Source organism: Streptomyces sp. NPDC127177, assembly GCF_042672475.1.
Taxonomy (GTDB): Bacteria; Actinomycetota; Actinomycetes; order Streptomycetales; family Streptomycetaceae; genus Streptomyces.
The window spans coordinates 99472-124745 of sequence record NZ_JBHXUW010000018.1 but is presented as its reverse complement, the minus strand read 5'-3'; the positions used below and the strand labels follow the sequence as shown (position 1 = coordinate 124745).

Below are 25274 nucleotides of genomic sequence, written 5' to 3'. Positions count from 1 at the left end.
CTCCACGGGGGAGCGGTGGGCATCGCGCGTACCCGGAGCGGTCAGCCCAGGGCTCGTACGGGCAGGACGCAGTGGGCGGAAGTGGCGATGACCTCCGGGTCGCCGGCGAAGGAGCGCAGCGTCTCCTCGGTCACCGGAAGGCCCGGCGCCCCCTGCGGCCACGGTCGGGTGGCGAACATCGCCTGCACCTCGCCCTGTTCGCGTGCGGCCGCCAGCCACTCCGGCCGTGCGGGGTACTGGGCGGTGAAGTGGGGCAGCGTCAGGACGGCCTGACCCGCCTGGACGAGGAGTTTCACCGGGAGCCCCGGTGTCTCGTCGGCGCGCACGGGGGCGCCGCCGACCTGGAGGCCGCTGCGCTCCAGGGCGATGCGCATGGCGGCCTCGCCGGCCGCCGGGCCCTGCGATCCATCACCGAGCGAGTAGGCGAGCAGGAAGGCGACATCGCGTCCGTTGTGCGGATGCTCACCGCTCCAGCCGATCAGGGTGAGGGTGCCCAACTGGGCCTGGGTGAACGTACCGGTGGCTGTCTGGGGGGAGGTCATGTCCGGCACCCTAACCGGCTGTGACCGGTCCATCTCCATGCGTATCACCCGATCGGGGGAGAGTTGGGGGTATCGGCCGCGTGTTCCCCTCTCCGGCCGGAACGGACCGGCCCGGTGAGGCAATTAATCGGTTGACGCCACCGGGCCGCCGCGGACTATCGTGTGCGGCGTTACGGACGGCGGACAGGACGCCGCTGCCGGACCATGCGTGAAGCGGGAGGTGAGGACATTGATGACTGTCGTCGCGGTGGGCGCTGCCCACGAGCCGAAGCACATCGTTCCCACCCCCGTGGCCACCGGCTGACCTTCCACCAGACTTCTGCGCCGCCGTGCGCAGTGCCGGGGCCACCCTGTGAAGGGTTTCCCTTGTCTTTCCCGATCCCGACCTCTCCCTCTTCTTCCTCCCACCTCCCGCACCCGCTGGCCGCCTACGGCTGGGACGACGACTGGGCGGCCGAGTTCGCCCCGTACGCCGAGCAGGGGCTGCTGCCCGGACGTGTGGTCAGGGTGGACCGCGGACAGTGCGACATCGTCACGCCGCAGGGCACCTTCCGCGCCGACACCGCGTTCGTGGTGCCGCGCGACCCGATGCGGATCGTCTGCACGGGCGACTGGGCCGCCGTCGACCCCGAGGGCGACCCGCAGTTCGTCCGTACGCTGCTGCCGCGGCGCACGGCGTTCGTCCGCTCCACCTCGTCCAAACGCTCCGAAGGGCAGGTGCTCGCCACCAACGTCGACCACATCGCGATCTGTGTCTCGCTCGCGGTTGAGCTCGATCTGGGGCGGGTGGAACGCTTTCTGACCCTCGCCATGTCCAGCACGGGCGGTGACGCGCTGCTGCGCGACGGGGCGCCTGCCGGGGACGGGGCCGCCGAGACCCTGGTCGTCCTGACCAAGGCCGACCTCGTCCCGGACGCCGCCACGCTGTCCCACCTCGTCCAGGACGTCGAGCGCCTCGCCCCCGGCGTGCAGGTGCTGCCCGTCAGCTCCACCACGGGCGAGGGCGTCGACGTGTTCGCCGCGATCGTCTCCGGCGGTACGAGTGTGCTGCTCGGGGCGTCCGGCGCGGGCAAGTCCACCCTCGCCAACACCCTGCTCGGGCACGACGAGATGGAGGTGCAGGCCACCCGCGACATGGACGGCAAGGGCCGGCACACCACCACGACCCGCAACCTGCTGGTGCTGCCATCCGGCGGCGTCCTGATCGACACCCCGGGGCTGCGCGGGGTCGGCCTGTGGGACGCCGAGGCCGGCGTCGGCCAGGTCTTCTCGGAGATCGAGGAGCTGGCCCGGCAGTGCCGCTTCCACGACTGCGCCCACGAGGCCGAGCCGGGCTGCGCGGTGCTCGCGGCGATCGAGGGCGGATCGCTGCCCGAGCGGCGCATGGACAGCTACCGCAAGCTGCTGCGCGAGAACCAGCGCATCGTCGCCAAGACCGACGCCCGGGTCCGCAACGAGATCCGGCGCGACTGGAAGCGCAAGGGTGCCGAGGGTCGGGCCGCGATGGAGGCGAAGCGCGGCCGGGTCCGGTAGGCGGGGCCCTGGTCGACGTCCGAAAACCGCGAGTACGGCGGTGGGCGATGTCGCACACTGGACGGTGTGATGGACGAAGAGACCAGGTACGAGGCGGTGAGCAGCCGCGACGCGCGTTTCGACGGAGAGTTCTTCTTCGCCGTCGAGACGACCGGCATCTACTGCCGGCCGAGCTGCCCCGCCGTCACCCCCAAGCGGAAGAACGTCCGCTTCTACCCGACCGCGGCCGCCGCTCAGGGCAACGGCTTCCGGGCGTGCAGACGCTGCCGTCCGGACGCCGTCCCCGGCTCCGCCGACTGGAACGTCCGGGCCGATGTGGTCGGCCGCGCCATGCGGATGATCGGCGACGGCGTGGTGGACCGGGAGGGCGTCCCCGGTCTCGCCCACCGGCTCGGCTACAGCTCCCGGCAGGTGCAGCGGCAGCTCAACGCCGAGCTGGGCGCCGGACCCGTCGCCCTCGCCCGCGCCCAGCGCGCGCACACCGCCCGGGTCCTGCTCCAGACCACGGAGCTGCCCGTCACCGAGATCGCGTTCGCGGCCGGTTTCGCGAGCGTGCGCCAGTTCAACGACACGATCCGGCAGATCTACGCCCGCACTCCGAGCCGTCTGCGCACCGAGGCGGGCACCGGTCTCGGCGCCGCGGTGCGGGAGGGGCGCACCACCGGCATCCCGCTCAGGCTGGCGCACCGGGGGCCGTACGCGTCCCGCGAGGTCTTCGACCTGCTCGCCGCCGGGACGGTCGCCCGTATCGAGGAGGTCAGCGGCGAGCCCGGTGCCCGCACCTACCGGCGCACCCTGCGGCTCCCGTACGGCACCGCGGTCGTCGCCGTGGACGAGCACTCCGCCGGTTCCTGGCTGGAGGCCCGCATCCATCTCACGGATCTGCGTGATCTGACCACGGCGGTGCAGCGGCTGCGCCGGCTCTTCGACCTGGACGCCGATCCGTACGCCGTCGACGAACTGCTCGCCACCGATCCGCTGCTCGCCCCACGGGTCGCCGCCCGCCCCGGGCTGCGCTCGCCGGGCGCCGCGGATCCCGACGAGTTCGCCGTGCGCGCGCTGGTCGGTGACCGGGCGGCCGGCGAGCTCGTGGAGGCGTACGGGAAGCGGCTCGACGTGCCGTGCGGCGGGCTCACCCATGTGTTCCCGGAACCGGGTGTGCTGGCCGGTGCGGCGCCCGGCCCCCGGCTGCGGGCGCTGTCCGCCGCGCTGGCCGACGGCGTCGTACGGCTCGACGCGGGCGCCGACCGCGACGAGGCCGAGCGGGCGCTGCTGCGGCTGCCGGGCGTCGAACCGGCCACCGCGGCGCTGATCCGGATGCGCGCGCTGGGTGATCCCGATGTCGACCCGTACACGACGCCCGGCTCCGACCGGTGGCGGCCGTGGCGGTCCTACGGCGTACGCCATACGGAGTTCGCGGACCGCGCCTCCGCCTGAACCCGGGCCGGCCTGCCCGGAACGTCGGCCCCGCAACGTCGGCCCCGGAACGTCAGCCCCAGAACAACGCGCCCAGCCACGCCCCGGCCACCAGCAGACAGGCGAACAGCTCGGCCAGTACCGAGTAGCCGGATGCCCGCATCACCGAGCGGACCGAGGCCCAGCCCGCCCCCCGGCTGCCCAGCCGCATCCGCTCCGCCCCGTAGATCACACCCACGTACCCGATGACCGCGCCCACCACCGGGACGACGAAGAAGCCCGCGATCGCACCGATCCCGCCCAGCATCAGGGTCCTGCGAGGCGCACCCGACTCACGCGGGCGGCGCGGGGGCAGCAGCGGTTTCAGCGCCTGGCTCAGCAGCAGGAGTGCCGTGGCGCCGATGAGTACGGCCCAGGCGCCCGGGGTGTTGTCGGCCAGTGCCCACCACAGGACAGCGGCCCAGACGATCGCCTGACCGGGCACACCGGGCACCAGTACGCCGATCAGGCCGAGCAGCATGACGAGGCCCACGGCGACGAGCTGCCACACACTCATCTGACCAGCGTGCCGGAGTCCGGCCGGTCCCGCCCGTCGTCGTGACCCGCCCCGGGGTCCGTCGGCGCAGCTCAGAGGCGTACCGACGGGACCGGGATCCGTGGTTCAGGGGCGCGCCTCGCGGGACACCCAGCCCCGCTCGTAGGCGTGCCAGCCCAGCTGGAGCCGGGTCGACACCCCGGTCAGCTCCATCAGGCCCTTGACCCGGCGCTGCACGGTCCGCAGCCCCAGCTCCAGCTGTTTCGCCACGCTGGCATCGGTGAGCCCGGCCAGCAGCAGCGAAAGGATCTCCAGATCCGTCGGGTCGGGCCCGCTGTCGCCCTCCCGCACCAGACCGCTCCGGCCGAGCCGGAGCGGCATCGCCTCGCGCCACACCGCCTCGAACAGCCCCGTCAACGACTCCAGCAACCCCGAGGCGTGCACCACCAGGGCCGCCGGCTCCGCACCGCGCCCGGTCAGCGGCACCATCGCCAGCGTTCCGTCGGCGATGACCAGCTTCGTCGGTACCCGGTCCACGACCCGGCACTGCTCGTCACGGCTCAGCGCCGCAGACAGCTCCAGGATCCCGGACGGCACCGCGAGCACCTCGCGTTCGACCACCACCCGGAACGACACCCCCCGGGTGGCGGCCTGTTCCTCGGACTCGTTCTCCAGGCCACTGACCGCGATCGGGTTCCCGGTGACCAGGGCACACACCTCGCTCGTCGCGCCCAGCTGGAGCTGATGGAAGCGGTGCGCGACCGCGCTCGCGCCGGTGACCACCTCGACCAGGTCGTGGACGGCGGGTTCCGCGGCGTCCGCCCGGTACTCCTCGGCCAGCAGCACCGCCGCCAGCTCCGCCTGCTCCAGCTCGTGGCGCTGCTGCGTCAGCAGGGCGCCCAGTGCGACGCCGGGCGGCGCCGCCACCCATCGCCCGGTGCGGGCCGACGACTGGGCGGCCAGGCCGTGCTGCTCCAGCCGGCGCAGCGCCCGTTCGGTCTCCGGTTCGGGAAGCGCCAGCCGGTGCGCGAGATCGGAGACCTCGGCGGCTCCGAGCGCCACGAGCGCGCGGTAGGCCGACTCCTGCCTCTCGTCGAGACCTATGGCTCCCAGCATCCCCGGACCCCTCCCCGGACGCAGTGCTTCCGCGTGATGTCGTCCCGCGCGGCGGGCCTCCCGTGGCGGAAAGCGGCCACGGCGTAAACCCGCCGGGGCACATCATCGCTGTACCCCCCGTCCCTCTGCCAATGTGGCGCCACCGCAGCACCAACAACCTCCGGAACGTGGTGCTTCGTGCTGCCTGTTCCGGTTCTACCTGGGGAGAGCGATGCGTCCGATATCGCGTACGGCACTGGGGGCGGCAACCGCCGCCGTCCTGGCCGTCACGGTGATCGCGCCGTCCGTGGCAGCGCCACAGGGCGACACGACCGCGAAGAGACCGCTGACCGGCAGCGCGACGGCCGGGACGTCGAGCAAGCCGGTCACCGTGACGCTGGTCACCGGCGACAAGGTGCTGGTGAGCGAGGACGGTTCGGGGAACGCCTCGGCGACCGCACTCGCCCGCCCGGACGGCACCCTCCCCCTCGTGCAGACCCGCCGCTCCGGCAAGGACCTCTACGTCTACCCGGACACCGCCGTCACCGCTCTCGCCAAGGGCACGGTGGACGAGGAACTCTTCAACGTCACCGGCCTGATCAGGCAGGGTTACGACGACGCGCACGCGGACTCCGTACCGCTCATCGCCACCTACACCGGGGAGACCGCCCGTTCCGCGCCCGCCACCCCGCGCGGCGCCGAACGCGGACTCGCCCTCCCCTCAATCGGCGGGGTGGCGCTCAAGGCCGACAAAGCGAAGACCGCCGGATTCTGGGCGGACGTCACCGACACCCGCTCCCGCTCCGCCGCCGGGATGAAGAAGCTCTGGCTGGACCGCAAGGTCGAGGCCAGCCTCGACCGGTCCACCAAGCAGATCGGCGCCGACCTCGCCTGGGCGGCCGGCTACGACGGCAAGGGCACCAAGGTCGCCGTCCTGGACACCGGCGCCGACGCCGGACACCCGGACCTCAAGGGCCGGATCACCGAGTCGGAGAACTTCACCGACTCCGACACCACCGACGACCGCCAGGGCCACGGCACCCACACCCTGTCCACCGTGGGCGGCACCGGCGCGGCCAGCGGCGGCAGGAAGAAGGGTGTCGCCCCCGGCGCCGACCTGCTCGTCGGCAAGGTGCTCAACGACAGCGGCTCCGGCGACTCCTCGTGGATCATCGCCGGCATGCAGTGGGCCGTCGACCGCAAGGCCGACGTCGTCTCCATGAGCCTGGGCAGCCAGACGCCCACCGACTGCACCGACCCCATGAGCCTGGCCGCCGAGGAGCTCGGCAAGAGCAAGGACACCCTCTTCGTCATCGCGGCCGGAAACTCGGGCCCCACCCTCAACACCGTCTCCTCGCCCGGCTGCGCACCCAGCGTGCTGACCGTCGGAGCGGTCGACCGGGACGACTCCACCGCCCAGTTCTCCAGCCGCGGCCCCGCGATCGGCGCGCACACCCTCAAGCCGGAGATCGCCGCCCCCGGCGTCGACATCTCGGCAGCCGCGGCCGGCGGACGCGGGATCTACGCGTACCAGACGATGTCCGGCACCTCGATGGCCACCCCGCACGTCGCGGGCGCCGCCGCCATCGTCAAGGAACGCCACCCCGACTGGACCGCCCAGCAGGTCAAGGCGGCACTCGTGTCCTCCGCGAAGAGCGACATCCCCGGTGACGTACGCGAGACCGGCGGTGGCCGGGTCGACGTCAAGGCGGCCATCGACACGACGCTGACCGGTGCGCCGGCGGTCCAGGGCGGCACCTTCAACTGGCCGCAGGACAAGAGCGACCGCACCACGGTCCGCATCCCCTACACCAACTCGGGCACCCGGCCGGTCAAGTTGTCGCTGAAGCTCCGGAGCGTCACCGGCAACGACGGATCGGCGGTCCGCTCCGCCGTCGCCGCGCTCGGCGCGAAGAGCGTCACCGTGCCGGCCGGGGCCACGGTCCAGGTCCCGCTGGAGTTCGACCCGACCGCGAAGCTCCGGGACGGCCAGTACGGCGACGTCACCGGCCGGGTCGTGGCCACCGCCGGCGGCGGTACGAAGGTCTCCACGCCGTTCTCGCTGTACGTCGGCGCAGAGACCGTCACCCTGCGGATCAAGCTGATCGACGCCAACGGCGCGGCCGCCGAGGGCTCGTCGTCCGTGGACGTCATCGGTACCGACACCGCGAGCGGCGAGCGCCGCTTCAACGACGGATCGGGCGACCAGGTGTACCAGGTGCGCCCCGGGGCCTACTTCGTCTCCAGCTTCATCACATCGGCCGACCCGCAGGACGCCACCGGCGCCCTCGTCGGGTCGGTCGGCTACCTCGCCAGGCCGCAGCTGAACGTCACCGAGGACACCACCCTGGTGCTGGACGCCCGCAAGGCACACCGGATCAAGCTGAAGACCCAGGACCGCCCCACGGAGTCCCGCGGCACGACGCTCGCCTTCGGCCGCAGCTGGGACGATGTCTGGCTGCACTCCGGATCCATCACGGGCAGCGGCGCCGTCAAGGACTACCTGGTCGACATCCGGGGCAAGGCCCGGGACGGCGGCTTCGAGTTCGACAGCTTCTGGCGCGCGTACGCCCCGCAGATCGAGAAGCTCGCGGTCGTGGGCGGCGCCACCCTCCACCCCGTGTCCGCGTCCAGCGGCTCCGTCAACCTCGACGGTACGGGCAGGGCGGCACTCGTCGACGCGGGCACCGGCACACCGGAGGAGCTGAAGGACGCCGACGTCTCGGGCAGGATCGCGCTGGTCCTGGTCGGAGACGAGGGATCCGTGATCACCCAGGCGCGCGACGCCGCGGCGGCCGGGGCCGAGGCGGTCATCGTCCACCGCCCGTCCGCGGGCCCCTGGGTGCCGTCCGTCGGATACGGCGCGGCCCCGCTGCCCACGCTCGGCATCCGGGCGGACGAGGCGGCGGCGCTGACCGCCGCAATGGCTGCCCGGCCGGTCGAGCTGAGCTGGAAGGCGACGGCGGTCAGCCCGTACGTCTACAACCTGGCCTTCCCGGAGACCGGCACGGTCACCTCCGACCGCACCTACAAGGTCAAGGACAAGGCACTCGCCACGGTCGGGTCCACCTACGAATCCATGGGCGTGAAGACCGACTTCGTCGACACGCTCCTGGTCGCACGCCCCTACGGCGCCACGTTCGGCGTCGGCGGATTCAGTGACACCGTCGCCGCACCGGGCAAGCGCACCGAGTACTACTCGGCGGGCGACAGCACCTGGCAGCACGCGCTCTCCTCCAGCTTCCCCTGGGGCGAGTTCATGATGGACAGGTTCCGTACGTACAAGGCCGGTTCGAAGCGCACGGAGAACTGGTACCGGGGCGTCGTCGTCCCGTCCGCGCCCCGTGACGACCAGGGCGCGGAGCAGCTCGCGGCCGAGCGCCAGGACAATCTGATCGGCGTCGCCCCCGGCTTCTGGAGCGACAGCGAACACAGCGGTCTCCAGGGCTCGTTCGGGGACATGGGCAGTATGCGGCTCAGCAGTGGCGGCAAGGTGCTCGGTGAGTCCGGCTGGCCGTCCGGGGTGTTCACCGTCCCAGCCGGGGACGCCGCGTACGAACTCACCATGACGACGGCCAAGTCGGGGCAGCCCGCCGTCGTGTGGAAGCGTTCCACCGCCACCGAGACGACCTGGAAGTTCCGTTCGCACCGGGACGAGAACGTCTACTCGCAGGGCATCCCGCTGCTCTTTCCCGGCTACGACCTCCCGTCGGACGGCATGAAGACCCTGGCAGCGAAGGACGGTCAGAAGATCGGGCTGAGCGTCACGGGCCACGCCGGCTACACGCCCGGCAGGCTGACCGAGGCGAAGGTCTCCTACTCGTACGACGGCGGCGACACCTGGACCGGGGCCACGACCTCGCAGAAGGGCGGCCGTTGGACCGCGACCGTGAACCACGCGGGCGCGGCCGGCAAACCGGTCACCCTGAGGACCGAACTGACGGACGACAAGGGCAACTCCGTCGTCCAGACCGTGACCGGCGCCTACGCGGTGCGCTGACGCGGGATCACACCGGACCGGTCCGCCGGGCGTCCTTCCCGTGGGGGGTGGGGCCGCCCGGCGGACCTTTTCACCGGCGGGCCCCGGCCACATTTTCCGGATGAGCCGTTTTCGCGAGGCTCGCGCGGTGGACAATAAGGGCATGAGTCAGCAGGGGGAGAGGCCCGCCGCCCACGAGGACGACTGGTGGCGCAGGCTGTACGACGAATCGGCCCCGGACACCGGGGCGAGCCAGGCGGCCGACAGTCTCGATGACCGCTTCGACTCGGTGTCGGGCGCCGTGGGGGCCGGCGACCGCGAGGCGTACGGGGCCCCGACGGCGGTGCCCGAGCCGCGGGTGGCGCCGCCGGTGGCCGCCCGGCCGGTACAGGCGCCGCCCGGTCCGCCACTGCCGCCGCCACCGAGGGAACCCGTCCGAGCCCCGTGGGAGCCCCCGACCGGCACACCCCGCCCGCGCACCTTCGAGGCCCCGCCGCCCGAGCCTGAGCCCGAGCGTGCGCCTGAGCCGTCCCAGGCGCCCGCGCCTGAGTCCGAGCCAGTGCCTGAGCCCGCCCGGGCGGCCCCTCTTCCGGCGCCCGTCCCGGAGCCGGCGCCCGCGGCCGTACCGCAGCCCCCGCCGCCCGCCGATCCCCGGGTCGCCCAGAGCCTGCTGTCCGGTGGGCGGGTGGGGGAGCCGTCCGCGCCGGAGCCCCAGGCCCGGGTGTCCTCGCCGGCCGCCGCCGCTGCCGACCCGGCGCCGCCGTTGCCCAGACGGCCGGTCGTCGAGCGCACCGCGGACGAGCGACCCGATCCGGCCGTCCGGGCCGCCCCCGAGCCCCCGGCCGCCGAGGCGGCGGCGCACCGTCCCCCGGTCGCCCACGTGGGCGACCGACCGCCCACCTACGACGCCGAGCCCACCGCGCTGCCCGCCACCGACCCCCGCGAGATCCACGCCCTCGTCGCCGACACCGTGCTCGACGGCGCCAGCTACGGGACGTACACCCTGCGGGCCGCATCCGTGCGCGGCGACTCCGCACGGTTCCGGGGCGAGCCCCGGCGCGACGCGCTGCTCACGGTGCGCTTCGGCACCGCCGAGAACGCCCTCGTCCTGGTCGCCGTCGCGGGTGGCGCCCGTACCGCCGAGGGCGTGCACCCGGCCGCCGCCGACGCCTGCCGATGGATCGGCGAAGCCGTCGGACGCAGCCACGCCCGGCTCTCCGAGGACATAAGGGCCGGCCGCCGCGCCGACCTCAAATCGGGTCTGCACCGCCTCGCCGACCGCAGCTACGGCAAACTCCGCGCCCGCGCCGCGGAACTGGGCCTGGAGCCGCACGAGTACACGGCCGGTCTGCGCTGCCTCCTGCTGTCAGCCGATCCCGACTGCCGGACCCGGGTCTTCTTCGGCGTCGGCGGTGGCGGACTCTTCCGGCTGCGGGACGGCAGCTGGCAGGACATCGAACCGGCTGTGCCGCACACCGGTGAGGTCACCGGCGAGGGCGTCGTCGGCTACGGCTCCGCGTCACCCGGGGACGCGCCCGAGAGCGGACCCGACGGCGAGCGGCTGACGATGGACCTGGGGATCACCACCGCCCCGTCCCCGTACGTCGAGGGCCCGGTCCCGCCACCCGCCGAACCGTTCCGGTTCCGCGCCTCGGTCGCCCGGCCGGGCGACACTCTGCTGCTGTGCAGCAGCGGTCTGGCCGATCCGCTGCGCGGCGAGCCCGCGCTGGCCGACGAACTCGCCGAACGCTGGGCACCGGGCCCCGCGCCGGGCCTCGCGGCGTTCCTCGCCGACACCCAGCTCAGGGTGAAGGGGTACGCCGACGACCGGACGGCGGTCGGCGTCTGGGAGGCGTAACCGCGCGGGCCGTGGGTTGATGGACTCCGGAGAACCCGTCCGGCCGAGGTTTCGCGCCCCGGGGTCCGGACAGCCGAACGTGCACGGAGCACAGGCAGAGGGAGTAGGCACCCATGGCCAAGCAGAACGTGTCGGAGCAGTTCGTCGACATCCTCGCCCGGGCGGGCGTCAAACGTCTCTACGGGGTCGTCGGCGACAGCCTCAACCCGGTCGTCGACGCCATCAGGCGTCACTCGGACATGGACTGGATCCAGGTCAGACACGAGGAGACGGCCGCGTTCGCCGCCGGGGCCGAGGCACAGATCACCGGCACGCTCGCGGCCTGCGCCGGATCGTGCGGTCCGGGCAACCTGCACCTCATCAACGGGCTCTACGACGCCCACCGCTCCATGGCCCCCGTGCTCGCGCTCGCCTCGCACATCCCGTCGAGCGAGATCGGCCTCGGCTACTTCCAGGAGACCCATCCGGAGCTGCTCTTCCAGGAGTGCAGCCACTACAACGAGATGATCTCCAACCCGCAGCAGATGCCGCGGCTGCTCCAGACGGCCATCCAGCACGCGATCGGCCGGGGCGGCGTCAGCGTCGTCTCGATGCCGGGCGACATCGCCTCCCAGGCCGCGCCGGAGAAGACCATCGAGCATGCCCTGGTCACCTCCCGGCCCACCGTGCGGCCGGGTGACGACGAGATCGAGAAGCTCTGCCGGATGGTCGACGAGGCCAAACGGGTGACGCTGTTCTGCGGCAGCGGAACGGCGGGCGCGCACGCCGAGGTCATGGAGTTCGCCGAGCGGGTGAAGTCCCCGGTCGGGCACGCGCTGCGCGGCAAGGAGTGGATCCAGTACGACAACCCGTACGACGTCGGCATGAGCGGTCTGCTCGGTTACGGCGCCGCCTACGAGGCCACCAACGAGTGCGATCTGCTGATCCTGCTCGGCACGGACTTCCCGTACAACGCCTTCCTGCCCACCGATGTGAAGATCGTCCAGGTCGATGTGCGGCCCGAGCACCTGGGACGCCGCTCCAAGCTCGATCTGGCGGTCTGGGGCGATGTCCGGGAGACGCTTCGCTGTCTGACCCCGAGGGTGAAGGCGAAGACCGACCGCAAGTTCCTCGACCGGATGCTGAAGAAGCACGCCGACGCGCTGGAGGGCGTGGTCAAGGCGTACACCCGCAAGGTCGAGAAACACGTCCCGATCCACCCCGAGTACGTGGCCTCGGTGCTGGACGAGATCGCCGACGAGGACGCCGTGTTCACGGTGGACACCGGTATGTGCAACGTCTGGGCGGCCCGCTATCTGACCCCCAACGGCAAACGCCGGGTGATTGGTTCGTTCAGCCACGGGTCGATGGCGAACGCGCTGCCGCAGGCCATCGGGGCGCAGTTCACCGACCGTAACCGGCAGGTCGTCTCGATGTCCGGGGACGGCGGCTTCACCATGCTGATGGGCGACTTCCTCACCCTCGTGCAGTACGACCTGCCGGTGAAGGTGGTGCTGTTCAACAACTCCTCGCTCGGCATGGTCGAACTGGAGATGCTGGTCGGGGGGCTGCCGTCGTTCGGCACGACCAACAAGAACCCGGACTTCGCGGCCGTCGCGCGCGCCTGCGGGGCGTACGGCGTACGGGTCGAGAAGCCCAAGCAGCTCGAGAGCGCCCTCAAGGACGCCTTCAAGCACAAGGGCCCCGCGCTCGTCGATGTCGTCACCGACCCCAACGCGCTGTCCATCCCACCGAAGATCAGCGCGGACATGGTGACGGGATTCGCGCTCTCCGCCAGCAAGGTCGTGCTGGACGGGGGAGTGGGCCGGATGCTCCAGATGGCCCGCTCCAACCTCCGCAACGTGCCCCGGCCCTGAGCCCTTCGGTGCGGACCGGGCCGGGGCGGCCGCTCACGCCGGGGTCAGCCGCACCGTCAGGATCTGGAACGGCCGCAGCGCCACGACGAGACCGTGCTCATCGGTCGTCGCCGTGTGCAGCGGCCGTTCCAGCAGGTCGGTGATCCGGGCCGCGACGACGGGGAAGGAGACCCGGAGCGTCGCATCGGCCCGGCCGCCCGCCGACTCGTAGAGCCGGACGATCACATCGCCGCTGCGGTCCTCGGCGAGCTTCACCGACTCCACGGTCACCGCCGGACTGCCCGTCGACACGAGGGACGGCACCGCCGGGGCGACCGCGGCGCGCAGCGGCAGATTGAGCGCCAGCCCCTCCCGTACCGCATCGGTGATCCCCACGCCCGGCGCCAGCGCGTAACGGAACCGGTGCGTACCGAGGTCGGTCTCCGGGTCGGGGCTGTGCGGGGCGCGCAGCAGCGTCAGCCGGACGGTCGTGCCGAGGCCCCCCGGGTGCGGGGTCCGGGTCACCTCGTGTCCGTACGTCGAGTCGTTGAGCAGGGCGATGCCGTACCCGGGCTCGGCGACCCGCAGCCAGCGATGGGCGCAGATCTCGAAACGGGCCGCGTCCCAGCCGGTGTTGTCGTGCGTCGCCCGGTGGACGTGACCGAACTGGATCTCGGACGTGGACCGTTCGGCATGCACATCGAGCGGGAAAGCCGCCTTGAGGACCTTCTCCGACTCCTGCCAGTCCACCTCGGTCTCGACGTCGACCTGCCGGGCCCCCGCGGCCAGCCGGATCTCCTGCACGATCCGGGACGCGCCGAAGGCCCGCTCCACGCGCACGGCCGCCCGCAGCGGCCCCTCCTCCACCACCTCCACCCGTTCGGCGTCGGTCAGATCGGTGCGCGAGCGGCGGTAGTGGGCGTCGATGTCCCAGGCGTCCCAGTTGTTCGGGTGATCCGGGTGCAGCTGGAGGAGGTTGGCACGTCGGCCGGGGACGAGGACCTCGCGGCCCGCCGCCAGATCGCGGACGGAGGTGATCAGTCCGTCCCGGTCGACGGTCACGCGCAGCAGTCCGTTGTCGAGCACGGTCTCCTCGCCCGGGGAGACGGCCGCCGAGACCGGGTGCTCCGGGACCGCCGCACCGTCCAGCGGCCCCGCCCCGAGCCCCGGCGCCTCGGCGAGAACGGCCGTGCGGCCGTCTCCCAGCGGCTGCACCCGGGCCCCGGACGGCAGCACCGAACTCGCCTCGGCGTCCAGTTCGACGACGTGACCACGTCCGTACGGGGAGGAGTTGAGCGCCACCAGTCCCTCGGCCGTGCCCAGCGCGGCCACCGCGTCCGCCACCAGGTCGGCCAGCTCCTCACGTACCCGCTCATAGATGTCACGGGCCTCGCGGTGCACCCAGGCGATCGACGAGCCGGGCAGGATGTCGTGGAACTGGTGCAGCAGGACCGTCTTCCAGATCCGGTCCAGCGCCTCGTACGGGTAGCGGTACGACGGCGACCGAAGGGCTGCCGCCGTCGCCCACAACTCGGCCTCCCGCAGGAGGTGTTCGCTGCGGCGGTTGCCCTGTTTCGTCTTGGCCTGAGTGGTGTACGTCGCCCGGTGCAGCTCCAGGTACAGCTCACCGGACCAGACCGGTGCCTGCGCCCCGTACTCCTCCTCGGCCGCGGCGAAGAACGCCGACGGCTTCTCGATCTCGACCCTCGGGGAGCCCTCCAGATCGGAGAGGCGGCGGGCCTTCTCCATCATCTCCCGGGTCGGACCGCCGCCGCCGTCGCCCCAGCCGAACGGCAGCAGGGAGCGGGTGGCCCGCCCCTTGTCCCTGAAGTTCTTCTCGGCATGGGCGAGTTCGAGTCCGTGGAAGTGGCCGTTGTAGGTGTCGGCGGGCGGGAAGTGGGTGAAGATCCTGGTGCCGTCGATGCCCTCCCACCAGAAGGTGTGGTGCGGCATGGGGTTGGTCTGGTTCCACGACAGCTTCTGTGTCAGGAACCACCGGATGCCTGCGAGCGCGGCGAGCTGCGGGAACGCCGCGGTGCAGCCGAAGGAGTCCGGCAGCCAGATCTCCTCGGTCTCCACGCCCAGCTCCTGCTCGAAGAACCGCTTCCCGTGCACGATCTGCCGGGCCAGCGCCTCACCGCCCGGCATGTTGGCGTCGGACTCCACCCACATCGAACCGACCGGTTCCCACTGCCCGTCCGCCACCGCCCGCACGATCCGTTCCCAGATGTGCGGCTGGTGTTCCTTGACCCAGGCGTACTGCTGGGCCTGTGAGCAGGCGAACACCAGCTCCGGGTAGTCCTGGGCGAGCGCGGTGACGTTGGCGAAGGTGCGGGAGGCCTTGCGTACGGTCTCGCGCAGCGGCCACAGCCACGCCGAGTCGATGTGCGCGTGTCCGGTGGCCGAGATCCGGTGCGCGCTCGCCGAAGCCGGCCTGGAGAGGACATCCACCAGCTCGGCCCGTCCGGCCGCCGCGGTGCCGGACACATCGTGCAGGTCGAGGGCGTCGAGCATCCGCTCCAGCGCCCGCAGGATCTCGTGCCGCCGCGACCGTTCGCCGGACAGCTCCCGCATCAGTTCGGACAGCACCTCGATGTCCAGGACGAGATGCCAGACCTCCTCGTCCAGCACGGCGAGGTCGGCGGAGGCGAACCGGTAGAGCGGATCGTCCCCAGCCGTGAGGACGTCCCCGAGCGGCGTCGGCTCGAAGCCGTGCTCCAGCACCGCCGGGTTGGCCGCCGCCTCCAGGAGCAGCGAGACCTGCTCACCACCGGTGGCGGGCGCGCCGACGGTCAGATGCCGGTTGCGGGGATGGACGCCCTTGAGCGGGACGCCCCCGGCGTCGTACAGCATCCCCTCGGCCTGGAAGCCGGGAGCCTGACCGGAGAACCCCGGATCCACCACCACCTCGACCCTGAGCCCGGCCCATTCCTGCGGTACCGCACCATCGAGCCGGAACCAGCTGGTGGTCCATGGGCTGCCCCAGGCGGTACCGGCCGTGAACGGTTCGTACCGCGCGCCGAGCGCCTCCGCCACCGGAACCGGCTCACCCGGCGCATGCCACACCGCCAGCGTGAGCGGGGTCCGCGCCGCGTACTCGGCGGGGCGGATGAACTGGCGCAGGGCGCGCTCCAGGCGGCCCTCCACCAGCGAGCTGTCGTCGTGCATGCTGCTCCTCTTCATCGACGCCTGCGCACGGTCGAGGGCTTGCATTCCCCGGTGGTGGGCATCCACCCGTCGCCGTCCGACGACGTCGCACTGCCGGCCCGCGACGACTCGCGCGCCCGAGGCTGACGTTACGTCAGGTCAGCGTGTGCGACGACCTCTTGGCACCCCTAAAGCAATGTGACATATTACTGACGTGTTCACGAGACAGCCTTTGGATGTTGTCGTTGTCGGGGCCGGAGTGGTCGGCGCCGCCTGTGCCTACTACGCGGCCCGGTCGGGACTCTCGGTCGCGGTGGTGGACCGCGGACCGGTCGCCGGTGGCACCACCGGGGCGGGGGAGGGGAATCTCCTGGTCTCCGACAAGCCGCCGGGACCGGAGCTTGCCCTCGCGCTCCTCTCGGTCTCCCTCTGGCGCGAACTTGCTCAAGTGCTGCCCGAGGAGATCGAGTTCGAGGAGAAGGGCGGTCTGGTGGTTGCCGCTGACGAGTCGTCCCTGGCCACTCTGACCGCCACCGCTGCCGGGCAGTCCGAAGCGGGGGTGCGGACCACCTCGATAGCCCCGCACGAGCTGTCCGGGGTCGAACCGCACCTCGCGCCCGGCCTCGCGGGCGGAGTCCTCTATCCGCAGGACTCACAGGTACAACCCGCCCTGTCGGCCGCCCATTTGATCCGGGCCGCGCGCGAGGCCGGTGCGCGGGTCCAGTTGGGGGAGGCGGTCACCGAGGTGCTGACCGGACCGACGGGCGCGGTGCGCGGTGTGCGGACCGGTGGCGGTGATCTGCTCGCTCCCGCGGTGGTCAACGCCACGGGCGTCCGGGGCGGCGAGCTCGCCGCACTCGCGGGTGTGGAACTGCCCGTGCTGCCCAGGCGCGGGTTCGTCCTGGTGACCGAGCCACTGCCTCCGCTGGTCAGGCACAAGGTGTACGCGGCGGAGTATGTGGCCGACGTGTCCAGCGGTTCGGCCGCTCTGCAGACCTCGCCCGTCGTGGAAGGCACCCGGGCCGGACCCGTACTGATCGGTGCCAGTCGTGAACGGGTCGGCTTCGACCGGACGTTGTCCGTGCCGGTGATCAGCAGGCTGGCCGCGGCGGCTGCCGCCCTCTTCCCCGTCCTGGCCGAATCCCGCGTGATACGGGCCTACCACGGCTTCCGCCCCTATCTGCCGGACCACCTGCCGGCCATCGGACCCGACCGGCGGGTACCCGGCCTCTTCCACGCCTGCGGCCACGAGGGCGCGGGTGTCGGGCTTGCGCCCGCTACGGCGGTACTGGTCCTCGCGGCGATCCGCGGGGAGGGATGCGCCGTGGACCCCGACCCGTTCCGCCCCGACCGGTTCGACGCGGCGCCCGGATCCGGGGAGTGAACCGTGGGCCGGTGGTGGCCCCGCCCCGTCGGCCGCCGGCGAGTCCGCCCGCCTGAACCGCCGCCTGCCTGAACCGCAGCCTGCCTGAACCGCAGCCTGCCTGTCCGTCCCGCTGCCTGTTCGCCCGCCTGTCCGCCCTGCTGTCCGTTCGCCCGCCTGCCCGTCCGTCCGCCGAGTCAGGAGCCCTGGTGAAACCCATCCGCAGACGCACCACCGGTCGCACACCGGCCCGCCCGGCCGGAGCCGATCCCGGCCCGGGGTTCGAGATCACCTTCGACGGACGGCCGGTCCCCGTCCTGCCCGGCCAGAGCATCGCCGCGGCCCTCTGGGCGGCCTCCATCCTCAGCTGGCGCACCACGAGGGTGAACGGACGGCCGCGGGGTGCCTTCTGCGGCATCGGTTCCTGCTTCGACTGCCTGGCCACCGTGAACGGACAACCCGGCCGGCGGGCCTGCCTGCTGCCCGCCCACCCCGGCGACGCGGTCACCACCCAGGAGGGAGACGGGCATGCCGAGCTCCTCCGCTGAGCCCCCCTTCGCCGAACTCGCCGTGGTGGGCGCGGGACCGGCCGGACTGGCGGCGGCGGTCACCGCTGCCGACGGCGGACTCGATGTGGCCCTGCTCGACGCCTCGCTCGCACCGGGCGGCCAGTACTACCGAGCCCCGGCCCCCGGCCTCGGCGCCACCGGACCCGCCCGACTGCACCACGGCTGGGCGCACTTCACCGCGCTCACCGCCCGCCTCGACCGGCACCGCGAAACGGGGCGGGTCCGCCACCTCGCCGAACACCAGGTGTGGGCCGTGGAACGGACCGGAACGGACTGGACCCTGCACGCCGTCACCGGCCCCGACGGCAGGCGCCCGGCCACCCTCCGCGCCCGCCGCCTGCTGATCGCCACCGGTTCCCACGAACGCCAGCTCCCCTTCCCCGGCTGGACCCTGCCGGGTGTCGTGGGTGCGGCGGGTGCGCAGGCCATGCTCAAGTCGGGGCTCGTACTGCCCGGACGGCGCATCGTCGTCGCGGGCAGCGGTCCGCTGCTGCAGGCCGTCGCGGTGTCCCTGGCACGAGCGGGTGCACGGGTGCCCGCGCTGGTGGAGGCCGCCGGATACGCGGCGTACGGACGAGCGCCCCTGGCGCCGGCCGCCGACCCCGGCCGGCTCCGCGAAGGGCTACGGCTCGGCGCGGCACTGGCGCGCCACCGGGTACGGATGCTGACCCACCGCGCGGTCACCGCGGTGCACGGCACCGACCGGGTGGAGGGTGTCACCGTCAGCCGTCTGGACCGCGCATGGCGTCCACTGCCCGGGACCGGACGCCGTATCGACTGCGACACCCTGGCCGTCGGCCACGGCCTGGTACCCCAGCTGGATCTCGCCGTCGGCCTCGGCTGCGCGACCCGGTGGGGCACGGACGGGTCGGCCGCCCTGGTGCTCGACGAAGAGCTGCGCACCACCGTGCCCGGCGTCTGGGCCGCGGGCGAGACCGGGGGCATCGGCGGTGTGCACCTCGCGCTCACGGAGGGGGAGCTGGCCGGGCTCTCGGTGACCGGCGAGGCGCGGGGCGGGAGACGGGAACGGGACGCGCGCCGGGCGACCGCGTTGCGCCGGGCCCGCCGCCGGATGCGTGCGTTCGCCGACCTGATGGGCACCGTGCACCGGCCCGGGCCCGGCTGGACCGAGTGGCTCGCCGCGGACACGGAGGTCTGCCGTTGCGAGGAGGTCACCACCGGAGCGATCCGGACAGCCGTCGATGAGCTGGGCGCCGGGGACAGCCGAACGGTCAAACTCCTCACCCGGGCCGGAATGGGCTGGTGCCAGGGCCGGACATGCGGATTCGCGGTACGGGGGCTGGCCGGCTGCGCCGCCGGGGCCGGATCCCCCGACCGCCGTCCGCTCGCCTGCCCGGTCCCGCTGGCCGCGCTCGCCCGCGCCGCCCGTCCCGAGGACGGGTGAGGTCCCGCAACGCCCGCGCGCCCCGGCCCAGTTCCGTCCTTCTACGCCCCTGCAACGCCCTCTCACATCCATCAAGGAGAGCAGATGCCGATGAACACCCCCGTACGGAACCGCCCCTGGCGGGGCGTCATGGTCGCCACCCCGCTCACCCTGCGCGAGGACCTGTCCATCGACTACGACGCGTACGCCGCCCATGTCCGCGACCTCGTCGGAGCCGGCTGCGACGGGGTGGTGCCCAACGGCTCGCTGGGGGAGTACCAGACCCTCACGGACCAGGAGCGCGAGCGGGTGGTGCGCGTCGCCGTCGAGGCCGCCGGGGACGGGGCCGGGGTCATGCCCGGGGTCTCCGCCTACGACAGCGTCCGGTCCAGGCGCCGTGCCGACCTGGCCGCCGAAGCGGGGGCCGGTTCCGTCCTGCTGCTGCCGCCCAACGGCTACTCGTGCGAGGACGACGCGGTCCGGGCGCACTACGCCGAAGTCGCCAAGGCGGGCCTGCCGGTCGTCGCGTACAACAATCCCTACGACACCAAGGTCGATCTCACCCCTCGGCTGCTCGCCCAGCTCCACGCGGACGGATCCATCGTGGCCGTGAAGGAGTTCAGCGGCGATGTCCGCAGGGCCTACGAGATCGCGGAGGAGGCGCCCGGGCTCGATCTGCTGGTCGGCGCCGACGACGTCCTGCTGGAACTCGCCCTGGCCGGTGCCGTCGGCTGGATCGCGGGCTGTCCCAACATGCTGCCCGCCGGCTGCGTCGACCTGTACCGTGCCGCCGTCTCCGGAGACCTGGAGACCGCCCTGCCGCTCTACCGGAAGCTGCACCCGCTCCTGCGATGGGACTCCAAGCCGGAGTTCGTCCAGGCGATCAAGGCGTCGATGGACATCGTCGGGCGGCACGGCGGCCCCACCCGGCCGCCCCGGCTGCCGCTGGGCGCCGAGGCCGTGGCTGCCGTGCGCGCCGCCACCGAGAAGGCGCTCGCGGAGGGACTGGACCGAACCGGCCGCGGCATCCGCACAGCGCCCCGCGGTTCCGCAGCCGGCACCGCGGCCCCGTAGAGCCGCAGACCCGTAGACCCGTAGACCCGAAGAAAGGGGGAGGCGTGCGCACACGCCACGTATTCCACGCCGTCGACTCGCACACCGAGGGCATGCCCACCCGTGTCATCACGGGCGGGGTCGGTACCCTGCCCGGCGCCACCATGGCCGAACGGCGCACTCACTTCATGGCGCACCGCGACGCGGTGCGCACGCTGCTCATGTACGAGCCGCGCGGCCACGCAGCCATGAGCGGCGCCGTCCTCCAGCCGCCGACCCGCCCCGACGCCGACTTCGGGGTCCTGTTCATGGAGGTCTCGGGCTGTCTGCCGATGTGCGGACACGGCACCATCGGCGTGGCCACCGTGCTGGTGGAGACCGGGATGGTCGAGGTCACCGAACCGGTCACCACCGTCCGGCTGGACACCCCGGCCGGACTCGTCACCGTGGACGTCCGGGTCAAGGACGGAGCCGCCACCTCCGTCACCCTCACCAACGTCCCCGCCTTCAGCGCCGGACTCGGGCTCACCGCGGAGGTGCCCGGCCTCGGCACGGTCCCCTACGACCTCGCCTACGGCGGCAACTTCTACGCCATGGTGCGGCTGGCCGACCTCGGCCTCCCCTTCGACCGGTCACGCGGGAACGAACTCCTGGCGGCGGGGCTGGCCCTGATGGACGCGGTCAACGCACGCGACCGTCCGGTCCACCCGCTCGACCCCGGCATCCACGGCCTCAAACACGTCCAGCTGATCGCACCCGGATCCGACGCCGTCCGCTCCCGGCACGCCATGGCCATCCACCCCGGGTGGTTCGACCGGTCGCCGTGCGGCACCGGCACCTCCGCACGCATGGCCCAACTGCACGCGCGGGGCGAACTCCCCCTGGAAGCCGACTTCGTGAACGAGTCGTTCATCGGTACGTCCTTCACGGGCCGGCTCGTCGCCGAGACCACCGTGGGGACGCTGCCCGCCGTCGTCCCCACCGTCACGGGACGCGCCTGGATCACCGGAACCGCCCAGTACTTCCTCGACCCCGCCGACCCGTTCCCCGAAGGGTTCCTGCTCTGAACACCTGACCGGACGAACGGTCTCCGGACCGGCCCGGCCCCGGACCTCTCCACCGGCCCGGCCCGGACTTCTGCCACCGCGGGGCCGGGCTGTAAGGCAACGTGACATTGTATTCTGGTCCTCCGCACGGTGCTGGAGGAACAGACATGGCCCGCCTGACGTCGCTCAACGTGATCTCGGCGCAGGAGCATCTGCGCGACCAGGTGGCGCACGCGCTTCGGGCGGCGTTGATCTCCGGCGAGTTGAGGCCGGGCACCGTCTACTCCGCGCCCGCGCTCGCCTCGGAGTTCGGTGTCTCCGCGACGCCCGTCCGCGAGGCGATGCTCGATCTGGCCCGGGAAGGACTCGTCGAGGCCGTCCGCAACAAGGGCTTCCGGATCACCGAGCTGACCGACCAGGACCTCGACGACTTCACCGAACTCCGCGCCATGATCGAGGTTCCCACCGTCGGCCGGATCGCACGGATGGGCCTGACGACCGAGCTGGAGGCGCTGCGGCCCGTCGCGCTGGAGATCGTCGCGGCCGCACGCAGGCACGACATCCTGGGCTACCTGGAGGCGGACCGCCGCTTCCACCTCGCCCTGCTCGGGCTCGCCGGGAACCGTCGACTGGTCGAGGAGGTCGGCGAACTGCGCAAGCGTTCCCGGCTGTTCGGGCTGAACAGGCTGGCCGAGTCCGGACAGCTGACGGTCTCGGCCGAGGAGCACGTGGAACTGCTGGATCTGGTGGTGGCCGGTGACGCGCCGGGAGCCGAGGCCTGCATGCTCGCCCATATGTCCCACGTCCGGTCCCTGTGGGCCGGCGGCAGGCGGGCCGACGCCGAGCCCGAAGGCGTACCGGCCGCCAAGGCCTGAGAGTCGGCGGTCCGGGACGGCGGCCTCCTCAGCTCTCCACCGGCTCCGCCCACCCCTGGCCTCCATGTCGTCGGGCTGGAGGCACGGACCGGCTCCACGGTGAGCCCCTGTCCCGGCTCCGGTACGCCGTCCGCGTAGGCCCCGGCACGTGCCTGCGTGCAGTCGTGCCGATCCATCTCCGGCATGGGGCCGCTGCCGCAGAGGCGCCGGCGGCGGTGGAACCCGTTGCCGGGGACGATCGCCTCCTCGGGCGGCATCGGCAGCACACCCCAGTCGTGCGGGCCCTCGGCGATGACCCGCGTGGCGGCCCGGTGGAAGTCACCTGAGCCGCACGCCCGGACGCAGCGCCTCGATGCCTCCGGTGCGGCGGGCACTCCTCGGGATGTCCCGGAATCGGCCGCAAGCAGGCTGCTGCGAGCGCGAGTTGGCGCGTAGATGAATCTGCGCGCAGCACCTTCCGAAGAACATGTGACATGTGCCATTGTACAGACGGTTCGCGATCGAAGTCGTGTCCATGCCAGGCGTCTCGAGTGGTACATCCCCGGCCCCCGGCATCACCCGCGACCATCCCCCACGGCCGCGCACCGTCGCGCGGCCACCATTCCGCTGGGAGGCGGCACGTGAAGAACCGAACGGTTCGTCAGAGATTCACCGGCCTGTCCACCGTGGTGCTGGCAGCCTGTCTGGGTGTCGGCATGCTCGCCGCACCGAGCCGGGCCGCCGGCGCCCACCCCGCCGCAACGGCCGCCGTCAGCACAACGGCCGCCCTATCCAGGGGTGTTCACCCGAAGGCCCCGAACGCGGGTGTCCCGAGCTCGAGCACCCCCGATCCGGGCGGCCCCGCCGCGCAGGCACTCACCGCCCCCGTCCAGGACGCCGCCCACCTGGCCGGCACGGCACTGAAGCCCGCCGACCGGGCTCCGCAGACCGCCTCCAAGGACGCGCTACGGCGCGACTACGACGACCCGGGTACATCGGCGCCGAGCCACCCGGCCCCCTCGATGAGGGCGAAGGCCCGCTCCGCGGCGAAGTCGGCCGGAACGGGCGCGGCCGCCGCGTGTTCCGTCGCCGACTTCACCAGCCGCACCGGAAGCGCCCTGGTGCAGCAGGTCAAGTCGTCGACGACCGACTGCGTCAACACCCTGTTCGGCGTGAAGGGCGATGACGGATACCTCGCCTTCCGCGAGGCCCAGATGGTCAGCATCGCCAACGCCCTGCGCGACGGATCGGCCGCCTACCCGGGTGACAGCAGCACCGGCATGCCGCAGCTGGTGCTCTTCCTCCGGGCCGGCTACTACGTGCAGTACTACGACCCCGGCACGGTCGGCGGCTACGGTGCCGCGCTCCGGACCGCCATCCAGGGCGGGCTCGACGCCTTCTTCGCCTCCGCGCACTCCCGCGATGTCACGGACGCCAACGGCGAGACCCTGGCCGAGGCCGTCACCCTCATCGACAGTGCCGAACAGAACGCCCGCTACCTGTACGTCGTCAAGCGGCTGCTCACCGGCTACGACTCCTCGTACGACAGCTCCTGGTACATGCTCAACGCCGTCAACAACGTGTACACCGTGACCTTTCGCGGTCACCAGGTGCCCGAGTTCGTCAGTGCGGTCCAGGCCGACCCCGGCCTGCTCGACTCGCTCGCCGGCTTCGCCCGTGACCACCTGGACCTGCTGGGCACCGACCGGTCCTACCTGACCTCCAACGCGGGACGTGAGCTGGCGCGCTTCCTCCAGGAGGAGCCGCTGCGGCCCAAGGCGCGCCCGCTCGTCACCGATCTGCTCGGCCGGAGCTCGTTGACCGGACCCACCGCGCCACTCTGGGTCGGGCTCGCGGAAATGACCGACTACTACGACCGGGGCAACTGCTCCGCCTACGGCACCTGCGATCTGGCGGCACGCCTCAAGAGCGCCGTGCTCCCGGTCAACCACACGTGCAGCGACAGCATCCGCATCCTGGCCCAGCAGATGTCCTCGTCCGACCTCGAGGCGGCCTGCACCAGTCTGCGCAACCAGGACGCCTACTTCCACGACGTCGTCCGGGACGACGGACCCGTCGCCGACGACCACAACAGCACCATCGAAGTGGTGGTCTTCGATTCGAGCACCGACTACCAGACGTACGCCGGGGCCATCTACGGGATCGACACCGACAACGGCGGCATGTACCTGGAGGGCGACCCGGCCGCGGCGGGCAACCAGCCGCGTTTCATCGCCTACGAGGCCGAGTGGGTCAGGCCCGAGTTCCAGATCTGGAACCTCAACCACGAGTACACGCACTACCTCGACGGCAGGTTCGACATGGCGGGCGACTTCGACGCCGGCATCACGACGCCGACCATCTGGTGGGTCGAGGGCTTCGCGGAGTACGTCTCCTACAGCTACCGCGGCGTCAACTACGACGACGCCGTCACCCAGGCCGCCGCGCACACCTACACCCTGCGCACCCTGTTCGACACCACCTACGAGAACGCGGACCAGACCCGCATCTACAACTGGGGCTACCTGGCCGTCCGTTACATGCTCCAGTCGCACCGGGCCGATGTGGACAAGCTGCTGGGCCTGTACCGCGGCGGCGACTGGAACGGCGCCCGCACCCTGCTCACCTCCACCATCGGCAGCCGCTACGACGCCGACTGGAACTCCTGGCTGACCTCCTGCGCGGCAGGCAGTTGCGGCACCACCACCAACCCGCCCACCGAGCCGAGCGCCGAGTGCACCACCGCCGACAGCCGTGAACTGGGCCAGGACTGCGCCCGGAGCGGGCAGCGGGCCACCGAGGGCGACTACTCCTACCTCTACGTCCACGTGCCCGCCGGCACCGCCCGGCTGAAGATCACCACGAGTGGCGGCACGGGTGATGCCGACCTCTACTACAACGCCGGCAGCTGGGCCACCACGGGCGCCTACACCTCCCGGGCGACCGGCAGTGGAAACGCCCACACGCTGACCGTCGACCACCCGGCCGAAGGCACCCACTACATCAGCCTCCACGCCGTGCGGGACTTCGGCGGTGTGAAGGTCTCCGTGCAGTACTGACCCGGC

Annotated in this window: 16 protein-coding genes; 12 read left to right on the top strand and 4 right to left on the bottom strand. The window is 72.3% G+C overall.

Annotated features, from left to right (window positions below):
• Window positions 1–41: 41 nt before the first annotated feature.
• Window positions 42–542, bottom strand: a complete 501-nt coding sequence (locus tag ACFVJX_RS14125; protein ID WP_384130358.1) for a DUF5949 family protein — start codon at window positions 540–542, stop codon at window positions 42–44.
• Window positions 543–908: 366 nt separating this feature from the next.
• Between ACFVJX_RS14125 and rsgA the strand changes: the two genes are divergently transcribed.
• A complete protein-coding gene (gene rsgA / locus ACFVJX_RS14120; RefSeq protein ID WP_384130355.1) occupies window positions 909–2075 on the top strand; it encodes a ribosome small subunit-dependent GTPase A in 1167 nt (388 codons plus the stop codon).
• A 69-nt stretch (window positions 2076–2144) separates the two neighbouring features.
• A complete protein-coding gene (locus ACFVJX_RS14115) occupies window positions 2145–3512 on the top strand; it encodes a DNA-3-methyladenine glycosylase 2 family protein (RefSeq protein WP_384130364.1) in 1368 nt (455 codons plus the stop codon).
• Between the two features lie 52 nt (window positions 3513–3564).
• Here the strand turns inward: ACFVJX_RS14115 and ACFVJX_RS14110 are convergent, their stop codons facing one another.
• Window positions 3565–4047: a DUF456 domain-containing protein gene (locus ACFVJX_RS14110; protein WP_384130352.1), complete on the bottom strand. Its 483-nt coding sequence runs from the start codon at window positions 4045–4047 to the stop codon at window positions 3565–3567.
• A 105-nt stretch (window positions 4048–4152) separates the two neighbouring features.
• The gene (locus tag ACFVJX_RS14105; RefSeq protein ID WP_384130349.1) at window positions 4153–5142 is read right to left on the bottom strand and encodes a helix-turn-helix domain-containing protein; all 990 of its coding nucleotides are present in this window, start codon (window positions 5140–5142) and stop codon (window positions 4153–4155) included.
• A gap of 211 nt (window positions 5143–5353) precedes the next feature.
• On the opposite strand from ACFVJX_RS14105, the gene ACFVJX_RS14100 reads away from it, so the two are divergent.
• The 3 genes from ACFVJX_RS14100 (at window position 5354) to ACFVJX_RS14090 (ending at window position 12814) form a co-directional block, all read left to right on the top strand.
• Window positions 5354–9121, top strand: coding sequence for a S8 family serine peptidase (locus ACFVJX_RS14100; RefSeq protein WP_384130346.1), 3768 nt, complete (start codon window positions 5354–5356; stop codon window positions 9119–9121).
• A 142-nt stretch (window positions 9122–9263) separates the two neighbouring features.
• Window positions 9264–10958, top strand: coding sequence for a protein phosphatase 2C domain-containing protein (locus tag ACFVJX_RS14095; RefSeq protein WP_385744678.1), 1695 nt, complete (start codon window positions 9264–9266; stop codon window positions 10956–10958).
• A 113-nt stretch (window positions 10959–11071) separates the two neighbouring features.
• Window positions 11072–12814 (top strand): pyruvate dehydrogenase, encoded by a 1743-nt coding sequence (locus tag ACFVJX_RS14090; protein WP_384130341.1) that lies wholly within the window; start codon window positions 11072–11074, stop codon window positions 12812–12814.
• 33 nt (window positions 12815–12847) lie between these two features.
• Here ACFVJX_RS14090 and ACFVJX_RS14085 read toward each other — a convergent pair whose 3' ends face one another.
• Window positions 12848–15961, bottom strand: coding sequence for an alpha-mannosidase (locus tag ACFVJX_RS14085; RefSeq protein WP_384130339.1), 3114 nt, complete (start codon window positions 15959–15961; stop codon window positions 12848–12850).
• A gap of 193 nt (window positions 15962–16154) precedes the next feature.
• On the opposite strand from ACFVJX_RS14085, the gene ACFVJX_RS14080 reads away from it, so the two are divergent.
• The 7 genes from ACFVJX_RS14080 to ACFVJX_RS14050 all read left to right on the top strand — a co-directional run bounded on the left by ACFVJX_RS14080 (window position 16155) and on the right by ACFVJX_RS14050 (window position 25268).
• Window positions 16155–17324: an NAD(P)/FAD-dependent oxidoreductase gene (locus ACFVJX_RS14080; protein WP_384130336.1), complete on the top strand. Its 1170-nt coding sequence runs from the start codon at window positions 16155–16157 to the stop codon at window positions 17322–17324.
• A gap of 188 nt (window positions 17325–17512) precedes the next feature.
• Complete coding sequence (locus ACFVJX_RS14075) at window positions 17513–17851, top strand: (2Fe-2S)-binding protein (RefSeq protein WP_384130333.1); 339 nt, start codon at window positions 17513–17515, stop codon at window positions 17849–17851.
• On the top strand, window positions 17832–19277 hold the full coding sequence (locus ACFVJX_RS14070; protein ID WP_384130330.1) for an FAD-dependent oxidoreductase: 1446 nt from the start codon (window positions 17832–17834) through the stop codon (window positions 19275–19277). The genes ACFVJX_RS14075 and ACFVJX_RS14070 overlap by 20 nt, the downstream gene beginning before the upstream one ends.
• An 84-nt stretch (window positions 19278–19361) precedes the next feature.
• Window positions 19362–20330 (top strand): dihydrodipicolinate synthase family protein, encoded by a 969-nt coding sequence (locus ACFVJX_RS14065; protein WP_384130327.1) that lies wholly within the window; start codon window positions 19362–19364, stop codon window positions 20328–20330.
• Between the two features lie 44 nt (window positions 20331–20374).
• The gene (locus ACFVJX_RS14060) at window positions 20375–21376 is read left to right on the top strand and encodes a proline racemase family protein (protein WP_384130326.1); all 1002 of its coding nucleotides are present in this window, start codon (window positions 20375–20377) and stop codon (window positions 21374–21376) included.
• A gap of 146 nt (window positions 21377–21522) precedes the next feature.
• Window positions 21523–22230, top strand: coding sequence for a GntR family transcriptional regulator (locus tag ACFVJX_RS14055; RefSeq protein ID WP_384130323.1), 708 nt, complete (start codon window positions 21523–21525; stop codon window positions 22228–22230).
• Window positions 22231–22850: 620 nt separating this feature from the next.
• The gene (locus ACFVJX_RS14050; RefSeq protein ID WP_384130320.1) at window positions 22851–25268 is read left to right on the top strand and encodes a M9 family metallopeptidase; all 2418 of its coding nucleotides are present in this window, start codon (window positions 22851–22853) and stop codon (window positions 25266–25268) included.
• Window positions 25269–25274: the final 6 nt, after the last annotated feature.